At 47.8% G+C, this 15,626-nt stretch carries 19 protein-coding genes and 1 pseudogene; 14 read left to right on the forward strand and 6 right to left on the reverse strand.

Translation table 11 applies throughout. The features are described 5' to 3' along the window. Window positions 1-15 precede the first annotated feature (15 nt). The 5 genes from ACPV3A_RS22395 to ACPV3A_RS22415 all read left to right on the forward strand — a co-directional run bounded on the left by ACPV3A_RS22395 (window position 16) and on the right by ACPV3A_RS22415 (window position 2,847). The gene (locus tag ACPV3A_RS22395) at window positions 16-789 is read left to right on the forward strand and encodes a class I SAM-dependent methyltransferase (RefSeq protein WP_426201243.1); all 774 of its coding nucleotides are present in this window, start codon (window positions 16-18) and stop codon (window positions 787-789) included. 63 nt (window positions 790-852) lie between these two features. Continuing rightward, window positions 853-1,251: a DUF1801 domain-containing protein gene (locus ACPV3A_RS22400; protein ID WP_426201245.1), complete on the forward strand. Its 399-nt coding sequence runs from the start codon at window positions 853-855 to the stop codon at window positions 1,249-1,251. Window positions 1,252-1,314: 63 nt separating this feature from the next. Further along, window positions 1,315-2,127 (forward strand): class I SAM-dependent methyltransferase, encoded by an 813-nt coding sequence (locus ACPV3A_RS22405; protein WP_220684433.1) that lies wholly within the window; start codon window positions 1,315-1,317, stop codon window positions 2,125-2,127. A 75-nt stretch (window positions 2,128-2,202) separates the two neighbouring features. Next, entirely contained in the window at window positions 2,203-2,514 is a 312-nt protein-coding gene (locus ACPV3A_RS22410) for a hypothetical protein (RefSeq protein WP_426201247.1), read from the forward strand. 24 nt (window positions 2,515-2,538) lie between these two features. After that, the gene (locus tag ACPV3A_RS22415) at window positions 2,539-2,847 is read left to right on the forward strand and encodes a GNAT family N-acetyltransferase (protein ID WP_426201249.1); all 309 of its coding nucleotides are present in this window, start codon (window positions 2,539-2,541) and stop codon (window positions 2,845-2,847) included. 31 nt (window positions 2,848-2,878) lie between these two features. Here ACPV3A_RS22415 and ACPV3A_RS22420 read toward each other — a convergent pair whose 3' ends face one another. After that, entirely contained in the window at window positions 2,879-3,382 is a 504-nt protein-coding gene (locus ACPV3A_RS22420) for a VOC family protein (RefSeq protein ID WP_426201251.1), read from the reverse strand. A gap of 133 nt (window positions 3,383-3,515) precedes the next feature. Between ACPV3A_RS22420 and ACPV3A_RS22425 the strand changes: the two genes are divergently transcribed. From ACPV3A_RS22425 to ACPV3A_RS22445, 5 genes and pseudogenes are all read left to right on the forward strand, one after another. Next, window positions 3,516-4,256 carry an SDR family NAD(P)-dependent oxidoreductase gene (locus ACPV3A_RS22425; RefSeq protein WP_426201253.1) on the forward strand — a complete coding sequence of 247 codons (741 nt, stop codon included), beginning with the start codon at window positions 3,516-3,518 and terminating at the stop codon, window positions 4,254-4,256. 48 nt (window positions 4,257-4,304) lie between these two features. After that, the gene (locus tag ACPV3A_RS22430) at window positions 4,305-4,784 is read left to right on the forward strand and encodes an NUDIX hydrolase (protein ID WP_260066025.1); all 480 of its coding nucleotides are present in this window, start codon (window positions 4,305-4,307) and stop codon (window positions 4,782-4,784) included. Window positions 4,785-4,827: 43 nt separating this feature from the next. After that, on the forward strand, window positions 4,828-5,373 hold the full coding sequence (locus tag ACPV3A_RS22435) for a GrpB family protein (protein WP_426201256.1): 546 nt from the start codon (window positions 4,828-4,830) through the stop codon (window positions 5,371-5,373). Window positions 5,374-5,378: 5 nt separating this feature from the next. Next, window positions 5,379-6,252, forward strand: a pseudogene (locus ACPV3A_RS22440) (class I SAM-dependent methyltransferase). Window positions 6,253-6,317: 65 nt separating this feature from the next. Further along, window positions 6,318-6,803 carry a histidine phosphatase family protein gene (locus ACPV3A_RS22445; RefSeq protein ID WP_426201258.1) on the forward strand — a complete coding sequence of 162 codons (486 nt, stop codon included), beginning with the start codon at window positions 6,318-6,320 and terminating at the stop codon, window positions 6,801-6,803. 63 nt (window positions 6,804-6,866) lie between these two features. Here the strand turns inward: ACPV3A_RS22445 and ACPV3A_RS22450 are convergent, their stop codons facing one another. Genes ACPV3A_RS22450 through ACPV3A_RS22470 form a run of 5 tightly spaced genes read right to left on the reverse strand, consistent with a single transcriptional unit; the run spans window position 6,867 to window position 10,993 of the window. Continuing rightward, a complete protein-coding gene (locus tag ACPV3A_RS22450; RefSeq protein ID WP_426201260.1) occupies window positions 6,867-7,475 on the reverse strand; it encodes a response regulator in 609 nt (202 codons plus the stop codon). Further along, window positions 7,472-8,578 carry a sensor histidine kinase gene (locus ACPV3A_RS22455; protein ID WP_426201262.1) on the reverse strand — a complete coding sequence of 369 codons (1,107 nt, stop codon included), beginning with the start codon at window positions 8,576-8,578 and terminating at the stop codon, window positions 7,472-7,474. The genes ACPV3A_RS22450 and ACPV3A_RS22455 overlap by 4 nt, the downstream gene beginning before the upstream one ends. 51 nt (window positions 8,579-8,629) lie before the next feature. After that, entirely contained in the window at window positions 8,630-9,316 is a 687-nt protein-coding gene (locus tag ACPV3A_RS22460; RefSeq protein ID WP_426201264.1) for an ABC transporter permease, read from the reverse strand. Continuing rightward, window positions 9,313-10,047, reverse strand: a complete 735-nt coding sequence (locus tag ACPV3A_RS22465; RefSeq protein ID WP_426201266.1) for an ABC transporter permease — start codon at window positions 10,045-10,047, stop codon at window positions 9,313-9,315. Before ACPV3A_RS22465 ends, ACPV3A_RS22460 begins: the two co-directional genes overlap by 4 nt. Window position 10,048: 1 nt before the next feature. After that, entirely contained in the window at window positions 10,049-10,993 is a 945-nt protein-coding gene (locus ACPV3A_RS22470; RefSeq protein WP_194543755.1) for an ABC transporter ATP-binding protein, read from the reverse strand. Between the two features lie 175 nt (window positions 10,994-11,168). Between ACPV3A_RS22470 and ACPV3A_RS22475 the strand changes: the two genes are divergently transcribed. The 4 genes from ACPV3A_RS22475 to ACPV3A_RS22490 all read left to right on the forward strand — a co-directional run bounded on the left by ACPV3A_RS22475 (window position 11,169) and on the right by ACPV3A_RS22490 (window position 15,544). Beyond that, complete coding sequence (locus ACPV3A_RS22475; protein ID WP_426201316.1) at window positions 11,169-11,864, forward strand: response regulator transcription factor; 696 nt, start codon at window positions 11,169-11,171, stop codon at window positions 11,862-11,864. Then, the gene (locus ACPV3A_RS22480; RefSeq protein ID WP_426201269.1) at window positions 11,861-13,396 is read left to right on the forward strand and encodes a sensor histidine kinase; all 1,536 of its coding nucleotides are present in this window, start codon (window positions 11,861-11,863) and stop codon (window positions 13,394-13,396) included. The genes ACPV3A_RS22475 and ACPV3A_RS22480 overlap by 4 nt, the downstream gene beginning before the upstream one ends. A gap of 180 nt (window positions 13,397-13,576) precedes the next feature. Then, entirely contained in the window at window positions 13,577-14,785 is a 1,209-nt protein-coding gene (locus ACPV3A_RS22485) for a WD40 repeat domain-containing protein (RefSeq protein ID WP_426201271.1), read from the forward strand. Window positions 14,786-14,854: 69 nt separating this feature from the next. Beyond that, the gene (locus ACPV3A_RS22490) at window positions 14,855-15,544 is read left to right on the forward strand and encodes a stalk domain-containing protein (protein ID WP_426201273.1); all 690 of its coding nucleotides are present in this window, start codon (window positions 14,855-14,857) and stop codon (window positions 15,542-15,544) included. Window positions 15,545-15,626 lie beyond the last annotated feature (82 nt).

A 15,626-nucleotide genomic window follows, 5' to 3' on the forward strand; every position in this document is an offset into this window, starting at 1 on the left:
TTGGAGGGGATTGTATTGAAGGACACCAGCTTGGATTTTTACGAAGGTCTTGCGGACACATATCATTTGATATTTAAGGATTGGTATGAGGCGGTTCAATGGCAGGGTGATTTCTTCAATCGATTTATTCGTTCGTTACACGAAGTGGAACACGAGGATCCGATTCATCTCCTGGATGCATCATGTGGAATAGGAACACAGGCTTTGGGAATAGCGCAGCATAATTTTACCGTAACGGCTACGGATCTTAGTCCCAAATCCATTGAACGAGCCAAACAGGAAGCAGACAAGTTGGGGGTTCATGTTCATTTTGGCGTCGCGGATTTCCGTTCGCTGGAGCAAGATATCCCTGGGCAATTTGATGTTGTTCTGTCTGCTGACAATGCGATCCCCCATTTACTGTCTGATGAAGATTTAAGAGAGGCATCCCGCAATCTCTATGCCAAACTTCGAAGCAATGGTTTACTTGTATTGTCCATTCGCGACTATGACGAGATCCTGCAGAATCGACAGCGTGCCACGTTGCCCCGAGTTATGGATGAAGGAAAACGGATCGTTTTTCAAGTGTGGGATTGGGCTGAAGCCGGGCATCACTATATAACCAACCAATTTATTGTGCAAGAGATTGACGGGGCATGGAAGACTCAAGTTAACAGCACATCCTATAGAGCTTTATTGAGATCGGAATTAAGCACAAAATTGGAGGAAGCGGGATTTACCGACTTCATGTGGCATATGCCTTCGGAATCTGGTTTCTATCAGCCGATCTTGACCGCAAGGAAATCATGAACGTAGTCTGCATGAGTAAAATGAGTTTATTCGAATCCCATCATACATGAGGAGGAGCAATGGATGGCCAAATTATCAGGTCACGAACAAGTCGTGGAGTATCTTCACCATCTTGAGCATCCACTAAAGGCTGAAATTGAGGAAGTAAGAAGCTTCATATTAAGCGTCGATGATCAAATAACCGAGCAGATCAAATGGAATGCACCCAGCTTCTGCGTTCAGGGGGAAGACCGGATCACATTGAATTTACAAGGGAAAGGCTTCTTTCGCATCATTTTTCATTGTGGGGCAAAAGTTCAAACGCATGACATCAAGGGAGCCCTGCCTGAGGATACGCTATTGGAATGGGCTTCTAATGATCGGGCAATCGTGAAAATATTGAATTTAAACGATCTGGAGGAGAAGAAAGAACAATTAAGAGAAGTTATCGTTCGATGGATTGAAGCAACGAGTAAGGAGTAGACGGGGAGTAACATGGTTGTCGTTTTAGCGCTATAAGATGCTTGTAAATGGAGAGTGACTTAGTTGAACAAAGTGATCGATTATTATAATGCCTTCGATGAATGGGGGCGTTTGGATAGGGAGCCCATTGAATTTATCGTCAATCTGCATCATATCTTGAGTATGCTGCCTGAGAAAGGTCACGTGCTGGATAACGGAGCGGGACCTGGGAAGTATTCGATGGAATTAGCGAAGAACGGTTACGATGTGACCTTAACAGATCTTACGCCAAGATTAGTCGAGATTGCGGCTGCTAAAGCTGAGGAACTCAAGTTAACCGGCCAGTTCAAAGGATTTCACCGTGCCAATGCCAACGATCTTAGCCTATTTCAAGATGAGCTGTTTGACGCCGCACTGATGATGGGACCGCTATACCATTTACAGACAGAACAAGATCGGTCTACGGCCGTCCGGGAATTGTATCGCGTTACACAAGCGGGTGGCTGCGTCTTTGTGGCATTCATGACCCGAATTCGGCATCTGATGACATCCTTATCATTTCCGGAACATTGGAAACCGAATGATACGATCAGCAGCATTAAGGAATTTGTTAGGACCGGGATATTCAATCATAGTGATGAAGGACGATTTACCGGTGCGTATTATTTCAACTTGGAGGATATCAAGCCGTTCATGGAATCACATGGCTTCAAGACGATTAAATTGATAGGCTCGTCAAGTATAGCAGGCTCCTTCAAGGCAGAGCAGTTCGATTATTGGCGGTCTCGTGGGGAAGAGGAATTCCAGGAAGTCATGAAACTGATCTACCAGGAAGCGGAGAACCCCAGCATTTTGGGAGTCTCATCTCATTTATTGTATATTGGGCAGAAACGATAAGGGATTATAAATACGAGTGCTTGGGGTACTTTATACTTTTTTTGAGTAATAGTCGATGAGTCAGGGGGATAGATGATGAAAAAGGTTGTTGCAGGCGGGCTTTTTTTAATAAGTGGAGTCATACTTTACATAAGTGTACACATCCCGGCAGCATTTCTGGCTTTTAAATTAGGCAGTTGGTCAACTCCTCCTGGCAGGTTAGGTACAGCCTTAGAAGAAATGGGCGGAGCAGCAACAAGAAATGGATCCATTATTCTAATAATAAGCGGTGTGATCGTGATATTATGGGGAGCTTTTGAGGATGAGCTGATAAGACTCTACAAAAATAACAAACGAAGAAGGGACATGGAGAAAAGTGCAAATGAACACACCACACCCATCAAATAAATGTAATTTCAACAAGTCCAATTTTTGAGGTGTTTTTCTTGCACAAGGATTTGCGGGTTGAATCGTGATCCGTATTCTGACGGAAGCATAGGCAGGATTCGCAGATTGTATGTGTTAAAGGAATTTCGGCATCATGGTGCCGGGAGAAGGCTGGTCGAAGCGGTAATTCATAAGGCGAGCAGTCATTACAGTAAACTCGTGTTAAGAACGGACAACCCCAAAGCGGCCGATTTTTATAAGAAGCTGGGTTTTAAAGAAGTGAAGGGTGATGTACGGATCACGCATGAACTTGGAATTGGATGTAATCACGGCTCCCATGCCTCGATTCTTTAGAGTAAAAAAGACCGCCGTGAAGGCAGCCTTCCTACCCCTCGTAGGCTTGCTGTAACGTCTGCATATCGATTTTTGATTTCGTCTGGAGTAAAGCCTTCATGACGCGTTCGGATTTTGCCGGATCGGAGTCAGTTATCATTTCGCTTAAGTTAGCCGGGACAATCTGCCACGATACACCGAACTTGTCCTTCAGCCAACCGCATACTTGGGCTTTCTCGTCGCCGCCCTCAGAAAGCTTCTCCCAATAATAGTCCAATTCTTCTTGGGTTTCGCAATGCACAATTAATGAAATGGCTTCATTGAAGGTAAAATGCGGACCGCCATTGAGGGCAACAAAATGTTGGCCTTCCAGCAGGAATTCCACAGTCATTATCGCACCTTCGGCAAATGTATGGTTGTCATTTTTTTCTGCACCGTAGCGCGTGATACGCTCGATCTGTGAATTTTTAAAAATAGAGACGTAATGCTGGGCTGCTTCCTCGGCTTGGTGATCAAACCACAAGTTTGGCGAAATCTTTTGGACTCTATTCTTCATAATTCCAACTCCTTCATCACAGGATGTAATGCAATCGTACCATATCCTTCATAACACGATTTCTTTTCAATTGCGATTTATTCCTGGAATATAGTACGAAGCTAACTTTTTAGGATAACGGAGGGTTAAAACAATGAGTGGAAGTCAATTCATCATTACGGGAACCTCAAGGGGAATCGGCGAGCAACTGGCTTATATGCTCCTAGAGAAGGGCCATGAAGTGCATGGAATCGCGAGAGGAACGTCCGAGAGATTGAGCAGCTATCCAAAATACAGACATCATGTATATAATCTGAGTGATACGTTGGGGCTGGAGGAGCTTGTGGATAGGGTGTTTGACGAGATGGATCCCGTTCACGCGGATATGATCTGCCTTATCAATAATGCGTCCATGCTTGAACCACTGAAAGCCATTGAACAATGTGATGCAAGAGATATTCATATGAATGTGCAAATCAGTCTGGTTGCCCCCATGATTCTGACATCCGGCTTCATCAAGAAAACGGAGGGGTTGTCCATTCGGAAGAAAATCATCAACATCTCTTCAGGCTCTGGCATATATCCAGCACCTACGATGAGTGTCTATTGTTCGGTCAAGGCCGGAATCAATATGTTTACGCAAAGTGTAGGGAGCGAGCAAAGGAACAGGCCAAACCCGGTAGAGATCATTGCGGTTAATCCAGGTATGGTAGATACGGATATGCAAAGAATGGCCAGAGGGAAAAATGAGCAGGAGTTTGAAATGGCCAAAGCCTTCGCCCATGCGCATGAGTCAGGGCAGCTTCTATCTACACAGGAAATCGGGGCGCATCTGTTACGTATCATCGACAAGGATTTTGCAACCGGAAGTGTTGTGAATTATGACGAAATCTAAGGGACCTGTGAAAGCTGAAGTATATCTTATCTATCGGAGGCTGTTATCATGTTGATGCCAACACATATCGTCGCTGTCGGCGGCATAGTTGAGAATGAACGCGATGAGATTCTATTGGTGAAAGGGCGCAGCGGCTGGGTTTTTCCAGGTGGGCAGGTGGAAGCCGGAGAGAATCTGATGGAGGCTTTGATCAGAGAAATCAAAGAGGAGAGCGGCATGGATACCATCGTTTCCCACCTGATCGGGGTCTATTCCAATACATCAACCTATCCGGGACACAGCGGAGTTGCCGTGGTTCCAACGAAAGTGATGATGGATTTTGCGTGTAAGCCTACGGGCGGCGAGCTGGGGATCTCGGAGGAAACGACGGACAGTCGTTGGATCCCTAAGGATGAAGTGCTTCAATTGATTACGGCCCCGGCCATTCGCACACGATTTCAGGCTTATTTGGATTTTAATCGAGAGGTCGTCTATATGGAATATATTACGAAGCCGGAGTTTGAAATTAAGTTGAGACGGAATATCTAAGAACTACGAAATGGTCAGATAATGTATCGAAAGGAATATTCGCATGGAAGAAGTCAGTGTCACCCCGTACAATCCGGACTGGAAGAATGAGTTTGAACGGGAACAAGATAAAATTAGGTTGGCCCTGAAGGGACTCGACGTACACATCGAACATATCGGGAGTACGGCAATTTCGGGATTAGGATCGAAACCGACCATTGATATGATGGCTGGTGTTTTGAGTTTAGCGCTAATAAATGAACAATATATAGAGAATCTGGCCAGAATCGGGTATGAATATGTGTTTAAACCGGAGTTCCCGGAGCGGCTTTTCTTTCGAAGAGGCCAATGGCGGGCGGGGACACATCATCTTCATGTTTACAAGTATCAAGGCCAACAGTGGAACGACCAGATTTTGTTCAGAGAGTATTTAAAGAACCATCCGGACACACGGGATCAATATTATTCCTTAAAAAAAGTTCTGGAAAGCCAGTTTAAACATGACCGCGTGGCCTATACCAGCGGCAAGGCTGATTTCATTCGTGAAGTGATCCGGAAGGCAAGGCAGGATACAGATTTAGTCGAGGAACTTGATGCGGAAAGGAATTAAAGATGATGTCCGAATATTACTGGGATTCCACAATCGAATACCTGAGGAATACAAGAGGGCTATACTATAACGATGATTATCTGGAATTTCTTGTTAAGAATGTATGGAAAATGAATACTCCCATTAACATTGTGGATTACGGTTGTGGTTATGGGTATCTAGGATTAAAGCTCCTCCCGTTATTACCCGAAGGTTCAACCTATACAGGATAGATAAAGGCAAGGATTTGATTATGGAAGCAAGAGAAGTGTTTGATAAGCTGCCCTATTCTACTGAATTCATTCAAGGAGATATTGAGGATATGTTTGTGGAACGTCAGTATGACGTTGCGATCTGCCATGCATTTTTATTACATATGGCAAGCCCTCGGGAGATTCTTCAGAAAATGATGGATAGTTTACTGGACGGCGGACGAGTCATTTGTTTTGAGCCTCATTGGATTGCTAATACGGCTAATTATGGCTTCGATGGAATCCAGCATTCTGAAGTCGTCCGTCTAGGCATATTACAGAAATTGTATGAAACGAGCGCCAAAGATAGCGGAAAAGACGGGAATATCGGCATGAAGCTCCCTATTCTTCTAAGTCAGCTGGGATTACGGAATGTGGAATGCCGAGTCAGTGATAAAGTGAATTTTTTAGATCAGAATATGGATGCTGCTGAGAAGGTTCGGCTTTTTCAGTCCTTGAAGGAAGAAGGCATTGGGCAGGAACTGGAGGATCCGGTTAAGGTAGTGGAGCAGATGGTACAGAGAGTTTATCAGTGGAAGAAGCTCAAGCCCAATATGCCGCTGAACTCAAGTTGTTCCAGGTGTTTAATAGCGACTCGTGGTTGACTTATGCACCGAATATGAAGATGGTCGAGAATAAACTTGCTTAAGGAGCCCTATGAAAATTGGATTGGTAAGACATTTCAAAGTTATACATATATTGGATAGGAAATGGATGACGTCCGATCAGTTCAATGCTTGGGTGGAAGCTTACAACAACGCTGAAATTGAACAATCCGACCTGGACTATGATTATTCGGAATGGAATGTCTGCATATCCAGTGATTTGCCAAGGGCCATTCAGACGGCAGAAACGATATATCCAGGCCCTATCATCGCAACGAATCGGTTAAGAGAGATTGAGGTTCAATCGATTCACCCTTTGGGAAATCTAAAGCTTCATTACCACATATGGTTGCTGATGGGGCGCTTGGCTTGGTATCTGTCTCACCGCTCGCAAGCGGAGCGGCGAAGCGAGACACGGAAGCGAGCTGGGCATATCATCGATTGGATCGAAGTACATTACCGTGATCGCAACGTATTAGTGGTCAGTCACGGCGCTTTCATGAAAGTCTTGACTCAGGAACTGCACAATAGAGGTTACCGGGGAAAGGGATTTGTACAGCCCAGGAATGGTGCCATGTACATTTTCGAAAAATAAGCGTGGGGAACGTTATATGAGATTTCGAAATGGAGTGATCTATCTTTACGAAAAAGAATAGGACTATAACGATCGTCTCCAATAATAGATAGCCAACTGGGTTCTGTCTCGGAGCTCCAATTTATCCAGTATGATCGAGAGGGTATTGCGCACGGTTCCCTCGCTGATAAACAATTGCTCGGCAATTTCTCGATTCGAGCAGCCTAAGGCAACCAGCTCGAGAATATCGTTTTCCCGCAGGGTAAGGTCGGCACGATTCTCTTTTTCGGGCAGCATCAAGGTCTTCAGCACATTGGCATCCACAACGGAAGTACCGGAAGCCAAAGCACGCAGCTGTTGTGCCATACTGGAAACCTGCGTCGATTTCAGCATGTACCCCTCGGCTCCGGCTAGCAGCGCCAGGCGGATACTATGCTCATCTTGAAATGTGGTCAGCATCATAATCTGCACTTGGGGCCATTTTTGCTTGATTTGCCTCGCCGCTTGGATTCCGTCCATACCAGGCATCCGAATATCCATGAGGACGATGTCCGGCAGGACCTCTTCACAGCATTGAATGGCTTCAGCGCCGTCATTCGCAGTGGCCGTTACTTCCATATCCGGTTCTCTGGATAGAAGCAGCCGGAGACTCTGACATACCAATGGATCGTCATCCACAATGAGAATGTTCATCGAATGCCCCCCTTTCCCATAGGTAATACGCAGACCAATTGAAAGCCGCCGGATGTATTGATGGAGATGCTCCCGCCTGCCGCCTGGGCTCTTTGCCTTAGGTTGCGGAGTCCGGTTCCAGGCAGCGAGGAGGAGTCCAAAACGCCGTCATTTTGGACGCTTAACCGCACGATATGTTCATTGACGTCCAACGATACTTCAACGTGTTTGGCTTTGGAATGACGCACCGCATTGGTCAAGGCTTCCTTGAGACAAGCATTCAGGATGACCCACAGATGGGCGGCTATACGAGATGTATCTCCATAAATTTGCAGCTGGACAGGCATCGCTTTGAAATTACCGCAGATATCCTCCAGGCTCCGAATGCCGATCGCTTGGACAGGTTGCATATTATGGACCGTTTCCCGCAGCTCCAGGGCACTGCTCAACAAACGCATCTGGGCTTGGGCAAACAGGTCTTCCGCTTGCGGGTCATTCTCCCTCCATAATGTTTCAAAAGCTTGGAAAGCTAACAACGCGGCTGTTAATTCATGGCCAACCTCATCGTGCAGCTTCTGGGAGATTCGATGCCGCTCTCTCAGCTCTGCAAGCTGAGCCGTTTGGACATTAGCCATGAGCAGCTCACCTTTCAATATTTCCAATTCGTAGCGATCGCGACGCTCCTGATCTGCCTCCAATCGATACTGATGGATTTGCTTGGACCAACAAAAAACGATCCACCCCGCAAATGAAGCTTGAACGAGCATGAGAAGAAGCGGGAGGTCCGGATCGACATAGCCGATGACAAGCGCTGCCAGGATGGGCAGGGAAAACAGCGGTTTACCGGCAAGCATGGTTTCAAATAACGGCAGAGCCAGTCCGAAGCCGGCCTCCGGCCAGAATGGAATGATGGACATGCATAGAATCTGGTCGACCAGTGTTGTCCATGAAGGAAGGGAAAACCGCCATCGGGCTATTGCCAGGATCGCTAAGGCGAAGATTAGGACGAACCCTTCGGTCCCGGCATCTCCCATAAACCACAGAGCGGCCAGAAGCAGCAGGGCAAACATTCTCCAAATCACGACCGCTATGCTTGGGGACCACGAATCGGTATAGCTTCTCATGAAAACCTCCCATGGCATACGTTCTCTCTTCCCCATATCGTAACATATTTTTCAAGCCAGTTTCCTCCGGCTGCCAATCAGCATAAAAGCGATCGCAAACAACAGCAGGATCCCGAGCGGAGTGAGTTGCTCCGCGAACAAGCCTCCGTTCTTAGCAAGCATGATTCCCTCATGGAACCAATAGGTAGGGGATAACATGGCGATTTTCTGCAGGGATGCAGGCATAGCCTGAATGGGAAATAAGGTTCCTCCGAGCACCGCCATGATCAAGATGATTCCCAGCATAACGGCTGTAGAAGATTCAGGCTGGCGGAACATGGAGCACCAAGCGAGAGAGAAGCTAATCGCGGTGACCGAGAACATACTCAAAATGCTGAAGAGTTGAATCAGACTGCCAAAAACATCTGCATGCAGCAACCAGGCGCTGCACGTGATCACGGCACTTTGTCCTACAAGCAGCAGAGCGAAAGCAAGCAGATTCTGTGATAAATACTTGAGGTGGGTCACAGGTGCAACGCCGATTCGGGTCAGAATTTTATTCTTCCGATCCTCCATGATCATATGAACGAGTTTGGAGGCAGAGAATAACAGCAGGATTCCGTAGAAGTGATACCCTAGCGGTAAGCCATGCCAACCGCCCACCGGGAGGACAACGACGGCTGCGGGAAGGCCTAACAGCAAGATAAGATTGGGCAAGCTGCGGACGCTCCGAATGAGCGCGAAGTTAAATATCGTCAAGCGAGCTTCCTCCTCCCAAGCCATGCGCTGATCATCATGCATATCACGGTTAAGGATAACAGCAATAGGATGCTAAGGTACGCTTTCCCTTGCCCGCCATCGACAAGCATCTCCAGGATGGCCATCTTTCCGAGGGATACCGGATTCCCATAGGACGACATGAACTCAAAGAAACGATGGTCCGGAAGAGGGAACATTAATCCGGTCAAGAAGATGAAGCCGATTCCGAGGACTTCAGATACCCTTTCAGCCAATTTTACGTTATGGATGGATAATGTCAGCAGCAGATGTACGGACTGTGCAAATAAGGAATAAATAATAAATACCAGCAAGACCCAGCCAAGCGATCCCCACTCGATCCCGAACACCCAGGTTGTGAATAGCACCAAGACCAATCCTTGAAAAGTACTGAAGAGTGTGCAGGCAAGAATAAGAGAGCTTGAATAAACCGCTACGTTAATAGGGAGCGAATAGATTCTCCATTTGCGGGTTTTAAGTAAATCGATATCCAAATAACTCATCAAATACGTGCCGCCAAAAAATTGAACGCCCATAATGGTCGTAACGACCGTCAAGTCCAGCGGAGGAACACCCTTCATGCCTTCATAGGGTCCAATAACGACACCCAGCACGGTAATGACGACCAGCGGCAGGCCCACAAGAAGCAACTGCCCGATGGGTTCGCGTATCAGGCGAAGGAAGGAGAAGTACGTCATTCTGAACACAAGCATGTTAAGTTCCCTCCGTGTCACGTAGCTGCTTACCGGTAAGCGTAAGGAATACGTCTTCAAGCGTAGGTTTCTCCGCATGGATGGATAGGACGCCGCCCGCGCTTTTGGCCAACGACAGGATACGATCCAGATTTCCTGCACCTGCCCGTGATATGATCTGAATTTGCGTTCCATTCAAAACCACGTGCTTGACTCCATCCAGCTGTTTGATGTTATCGATCAGATCCTCCGTCAACTCCACGACTTCCAGCTTAATCTTCTCTTCATGGTGGATGTTCTTTACCAACTCATCTATCGTCCCCTGCGCGATGACGTGGCCTTGATCCATAATCACGACGCGAGATGCGAGGGACTGCACCTCTTCCATGTAATGGGTGGTATAGAGAATGGTAGTCCCCCTTTTTTGCAGTTCGCGTACCGATTCCAGGATGTGATTTCTGGATTGGGGGTCGATTCCAACCGTAGGTTCGTCCATGATCAGGAGCCTGGGCCTGTGAATAATAGAGCAGGCGATATTCAGTCTCCGCTTCATTCCCCCGGAGAATTTGGAAGGACGTTTATGGGCTTGATCCGTTAATCCGACGAATTGGAGCGTTTCCGTGATTTGCCTTCTCAATTCTGCGCCTCTTAACCCATATATTCCGCCAAAAAAGGCGAGATTCTCTTGGGCGGTTAAATCCTCAAAAACGGTGATATCCTGCGTGACCAGTCCAATTTTTCGTTTGACCTCCAGCATAGGGCCGCTTAGCCGTTCACCAAACAGCTCGATGCTACCGGAATCGATGCCGATTAAGCCGGATAACGCATGGATCAATGTGGTTTTACCTGCACCATTCGGACCAAGAAGACCGAGTATTTCGCCTTGCCTGATTTCTAAATGGACATGGTCCAGGACAAGCTGATGCCCATAGCGCTTAATGATATGGTTCATGGTAGCGATTGTCATCCGAATCCTCCTTAGCTTGAGTGTTTAGCTTTATTATGGCAACCGGGAGAAAGCGTTCATAGTTACAATTGTAATGAAATCGGCAGGGAACCGCATGTTGAATTATGATGCCGGATACGTTACCATCATGGAATTAGTAAATGTTGAATCGGCTAATAAAGGAGTCGTATCTGCAATGACCAAGGTACTTGTAGTAGATGATGAGATCAGTATCTCAAGCGCAGTTGCTTATGCGCTGCGGAGAGAAGGACATACGGTGGAGACGGCAGGGGATGGGCAGGAAGCACTGGAGCGTGTTGAATCTTTTGATCCCGACGTGATGGTGCTGGACGTCATGATGCCGAAGCTTAGCGGGTACGATGTCTGTCGCAAGCTCGGGGACCGGCAGCGCCCGGCCATTCTGCTGTTGACGGTGAAGGACGATATTGTGGATAAGGTGCTCGGACTGGAGCTTGGTGCGGATGATTATATGACGAAGCCCTTTGATATGCGGGAGATTATCGCCAGAGTAAAGGCCTTGTCCCGAAGAAGCCGCACGGCTGAGGCCGCTGGGCAGCAAGTCCCGGAACAGCATGTCATCCGGATATCCGGGCTTACCATTAATCTGTTAAATCGCACCATTCACGCTGAAGGCAAGCCTCTTGAGCTCACGCCGAAGGAGTTTGACCTCATGGCTCTCCTGGCCCGGAATCCGGAACGGGTATATTCGCGCGAGGCCTTGCTTGAACAGGTATGGGATATGGATTTTGCCGGCGGCACGCGCACGGTAGATATTCACGTCCAGAGATTGCGCAAGAAGCTGGGGAACCAGCACGAAGTGATCCAGACCGTTTATGGGATTGGATATAAAAGCACGGAGATTCCATCATGAGCAAAGGTAAGGTGCGTTTCGGCTTAAAGTGGAAAGTCGCGCTGCTTCTCGCTTTGCTGCTGATCGCCGTTGTGGTTGTTCTAAGCACGTTGGTTCTTGCCGGGATACGGGAGGATCAGCGGGTGCGCCTGGAGCAATCCTTCGCACAGGAGGCCGAAGCAGCCAATCTTAGAATTCATCAGGAATTACTGACGAATCCTGAGACGAAGCCGGATGAATTTATGGAAAATGTCGGTCAACGGCTGGCCGTCGATCTTGGAACCCAGAGCGGCATGCCGGTGACGCTGTATAAGCTGGATGGTACATTCACGGGGACTTCCCTGCCGTTCCAGCCGAAGATGGATGTACAAGACGCGCTTGCACATACGGCGCAAGGACGTTCCGCCTATATAATCGAGGGTGACCAACTGCTCTATCTTGCTCCGCTTCGGCATATGGAGGAGCCGATCGGAACGATTCAATTCCACGCCTCCCTGGCTGAGCAGCACGCTTTCTATGACCGGATCCAGAACCTGTTTATCGTGACGGGCCTTGCGGTGCTGGCCGCCGGCTTCCTGATCGGTTTTCTGTATGTCTGGCGGCAGGTGCATGTCATTAGCAGGCTGAACCAGGCTGCGCAGAGGATCGGTGAAGGCGTCTACCTTAGTGAGCCGACGGTGAAGCGAAAGGATGAGCTCGGCGAGCTTGCGCAAGGCATATATGAAATGAGCGGGCGAATTTCCTCATCGGTGAGCCAGCTCACGGAGGAGAAGCTGAAGCTGCTGGATGCCATCGAAAGACTGCAAGAGCTGGAACAGCAGCAGAAGCAGTTTATCGGGAATATCAGCCATGAGTTGAAAACGCCGCTGACCTCGATATTGGCTTATGCGGATCTGCTTGAACTGTATCGCGATGATCCCGCCCTGCTTGAGGAAGCCAGAGGACAGATCAGCAAGGAAGCACAGCGTCTATACCGCTTGGTAGAAAAGGCGCTTCAGTTATCGTCGATGGATATTTATGAATTCGAAACCCATGCGGAACACGTAGATCTCATGCCGATTCTGGAAGAGGCGGCAGCCCGGTTAGAGGCTAAGGCAGAGCAATCTGACATTACGATTCAATCATCCTTAATGGATGGTAAGGTATGGGCTGATCCGGAGAATCTGATGCATATGGTTCTGAATCTGCTGGATAACGCCATTAAATATAACAGGCACGGAGGGAGCGTTACGCTCTCGAACGAAGTGGACCAGGATCCTTATGGTCAAGATCGTATGATCATTAAGGTAAGTGATACCGGAGTCGGAATTCCGGATGGTGCCAGAGAACGGATCTTTGCTCCATTTTATACGGTGAGCAGCGACCGCTCCAGGGTTCACGGAGGAACGGGCCTAGGGTTATCCCTGGTACGCAATCTGGCAGAGAAACAGCATGGCTCCGTTCAGCTTGCGGAATCGGGTCCCGGCGGTTCTACGTTTGTGATTGCCCTGCCGATGAATCGGCCACAATCCTCAGAGGTTATTTCGACAGAAGAAAGTTCAGACTTGGAATAAGGTCTGGACTTTCTTTTTTCAAGGTTACCTCTTTGTTTACAAGTTCGTTACAAGCTCGATATCGTATCGAGATATTCACATTCTATACTGAGTTCAACAGGGAAAGAGGCGGAATGCCAAGACACATTCTGTGCAGCTGCCGAAGCGCCTTGGGGGATATGCCATTGGGAGGAACCTGTTATGAGAAACAGAGTAGGTAAGTATGGGGTCAAGCTGATGTCTGCTGTTGTTATTGCTGCAGCCCTGACGGCTTGCCAATCCCAGGATCGGCTGACCATCGTGGAGCCAGGCAACAATATAATCGGTCAGCCCCCTGTATCGAATGCTGGAGAGACGGCATCAGGAGAGCGCAAACTTACGGTTGTAGAAGGAGGGAGTGGTCCATCCAGTCAGGAAGTCGTTGTGAATCAGACGCACCGGATCGCCTCGTCGAACATTGAGACATGGCTGTCGGAGAATGAGGTCAAGGTGCTTACAACCAAGCTGATCAAGGAAGCGACCGAAACGGAAGAACCGCAATATGCTTATTCCTCCGAAGCAGTGAACGTAAGTACAGGTGAGCGGCGTGAGCTCACGAATCATGAAGAGTCGCATCCAGGCGAACATCTTGTCAAAGAAGAAATCTCGCCGGACGGTAAATATAGCTTTGTTCAGAAATGGAGGGATAAGTATACGGCTGATAATTTCCTGAAGGACCTGAGTACAGGCAAGAGCATACCGGTTGAAGGCGACAATTACATGGAGGTTGGGGGGTGGCTGGATACAGACACCTATGTTCTTGCAGCAGGCTCCATGAGCGGCAAAGGCGATATTCGTCTCATTTCAACGGACGGGACTTATACTACCATAGCCATTGAGGATGAGGATGTTGAAGTCTACAACCAGTTCGGAGCGAGTAAAGGCCGGATCTATTATATCGATGTAAACCAGGTGCTGAAGGTCGTTGAACCGGGGCAATCGAAGCCGGTACAGCTTATTGAAAATGTATGGAGCTTCACCATCTCGCCGGATGGAGAGTACATTGCCGTCTCCACAGCGACCAACACGGAAGGGAACTCAGGCAGCAATTTACTGATCTATGACGCAGCCGGCAGCTTGCAAGGATCCCTTATCGGAAAAGGCAATCTGATTTCTTACCCGTCCTGGTCACCGGATTCTGCCAGATTAGCCTTTGATGTATATTCAGAGAATGAAAGCGGGATGAACGGAGTGTATGTATTTGATACGGCTTCAGGAAAGGTAAGCTGGATGGCGCCCTATTATTCGGCGGTGCATCCATCGGCCCATCCGGTCTACCCGCTGACTTGGAGTCCATCTGGAAAAAGACTGGGAATTACGATTGACGATAAAGAAGCGTTGATAGTGACGTATGTCATCGATTTTAAATAAAGATATCGAGCTTCATACTATGACTCATCGACTTGGAAGGTTGGTGAGACAACGAGGGGAATGGATGAAATGAAACCGTTGAAAAAAACAATCGTGGCGGTTGCCGTGCTGGGAATGACATTAACGGGAGCAGCAGGTGTCTATGCGGGAGCCAACCTGGAGAAAATCTCGGCTTACCTGAATCACAGCATCGGTATCAAAGTGGACGGAGTCGTATATAACACAGGCAAAAAATTGACTCCGATCACGTATCAGAATACGACATACCTGCCGGTTCGCGCCATGGCCGATGTGCTGGATGTACCCGTGCAGTACGATGCGAAGAATAACCAGGTGCTGATCGGAAGTAATCCTGGAAACGGTCAGACGACCGAGCTGACCAACGTAAAATACAGTGATGCCGAGCGAAAAGAAATCAAAAGCGCATTCGCCAAATTTGATGGTTTTCAATCGCCGTATGCTCCAACTCAGATGGTAAAAGGCGATGTGTATCAAAAGACAGGCGCATCGGAAGATGGCGTTAACATGTTATTCAAACACATGACGGTATATATCTCCCCAAGAGACTATTCTCATGGATATGACAGCAAATCGGTTACATTGTCCAATGGGGTTAAAGCGAAATGGTATACACCGGATGATACGGACATGCTGGGCTTTCAGATCGATGATCGTTTTGTGACAATCAGCTCACCGGATCATTCCTTAAGTAGAGCACAGCTGGAGAAGGTTGCTGTAAGTGTTGCCCAATTGAAATAAATATAGAGATAAAAGAGATAGAGATATGGCTTAGATATGAAAAAGGTGAATAGAGGTTAGTACGAGGAAGCTTGCAGGGTGA

This window comes from Paenibacillus sp. Dod16, from assembly GCF_049893405.1.
GTDB lineage: Bacteria > Bacillota > Bacilli > Paenibacillales > Paenibacillaceae > Paenibacillus_AQ.

Excerpts from the sequence above, each read along its gene's own strand:
- ACPV3A_RS22400 (WP_426201245.1), top strand. The coding sequence starts at position 853 with ATGGCCAAATTATCAGGTCACGAACAAGTCGTGGAGTATCTTCACCAT.
- ACPV3A_RS22410 (WP_426201247.1), top strand. The coding sequence starts at position 2,203 with ATGAAAAAGGTTGTTGCAGGCGGGCTTTTTTTAATAAGTGGAGTCATA.
- ACPV3A_RS22420 (WP_426201251.1), bottom strand. The coding sequence starts at position 3,382 with ATGAAGAATAGAGTCCAAAAGATTTCGCCAAACTTGTGGTTTGATCAC.
- ACPV3A_RS22425 (WP_426201253.1), top strand. The coding sequence starts at position 3,516 with ATGAGTGGAAGTCAATTCATCATTACGGGAACCTCAAGGGGAATCGGC.
- ACPV3A_RS22430 (WP_260066025.1), top strand. The coding sequence starts at position 4,305 with ATGTTGATGCCAACACATATCGTCGCTGTCGGCGGCATAGTTGAGAAT.
- ACPV3A_RS22435 (WP_426201256.1), top strand. The coding sequence starts at position 4,828 with ATGGAAGAAGTCAGTGTCACCCCGTACAATCCGGACTGGAAGAATGAG.
- ACPV3A_RS22445 (WP_426201258.1), top strand. The coding sequence starts at position 6,318 with ATGACGTCCGATCAGTTCAATGCTTGGGTGGAAGCTTACAACAACGCT.
- ACPV3A_RS22450 (WP_426201260.1), bottom strand. The coding sequence starts at position 7,475 with ATGAACATTCTCATTGTGGATGACGATCCATTGGTATGTCAGAGTCTC.
- ACPV3A_RS22455 (WP_426201262.1), bottom strand. The coding sequence starts at position 8,578 with ATGAGAAGCTATACCGATTCGTGGTCCCCAAGCATAGCGGTCGTGATT.
- ACPV3A_RS22465 (WP_426201266.1), bottom strand. The coding sequence starts at position 10,047 with ATGCTTGTGTTCAGAATGACGTACTTCTCCTTCCTTCGCCTGATACGC.
- ACPV3A_RS22470 (WP_194543755.1), bottom strand. The coding sequence starts at position 10,993 with ATGACAATCGCTACCATGAACCATATCATTAAGCGCTATGGGCATCAG.
- ACPV3A_RS22475 (WP_426201316.1), top strand. The coding sequence starts at position 11,169 with ATGACCAAGGTACTTGTAGTAGATGATGAGATCAGTATCTCAAGCGCA.
- ACPV3A_RS22480 (WP_426201269.1), top strand. The coding sequence starts at position 11,861 with ATGAGCAAAGGTAAGGTGCGTTTCGGCTTAAAGTGGAAAGTCGCGCTG.
- ACPV3A_RS22485 (WP_426201271.1), top strand. The coding sequence starts at position 13,577 with ATGAGAAACAGAGTAGGTAAGTATGGGGTCAAGCTGATGTCTGCTGTT.
- ACPV3A_RS22490 (WP_426201273.1), top strand. The coding sequence starts at position 14,855 with ATGAAACCGTTGAAAAAAACAATCGTGGCGGTTGCCGTGCTGGGAATG.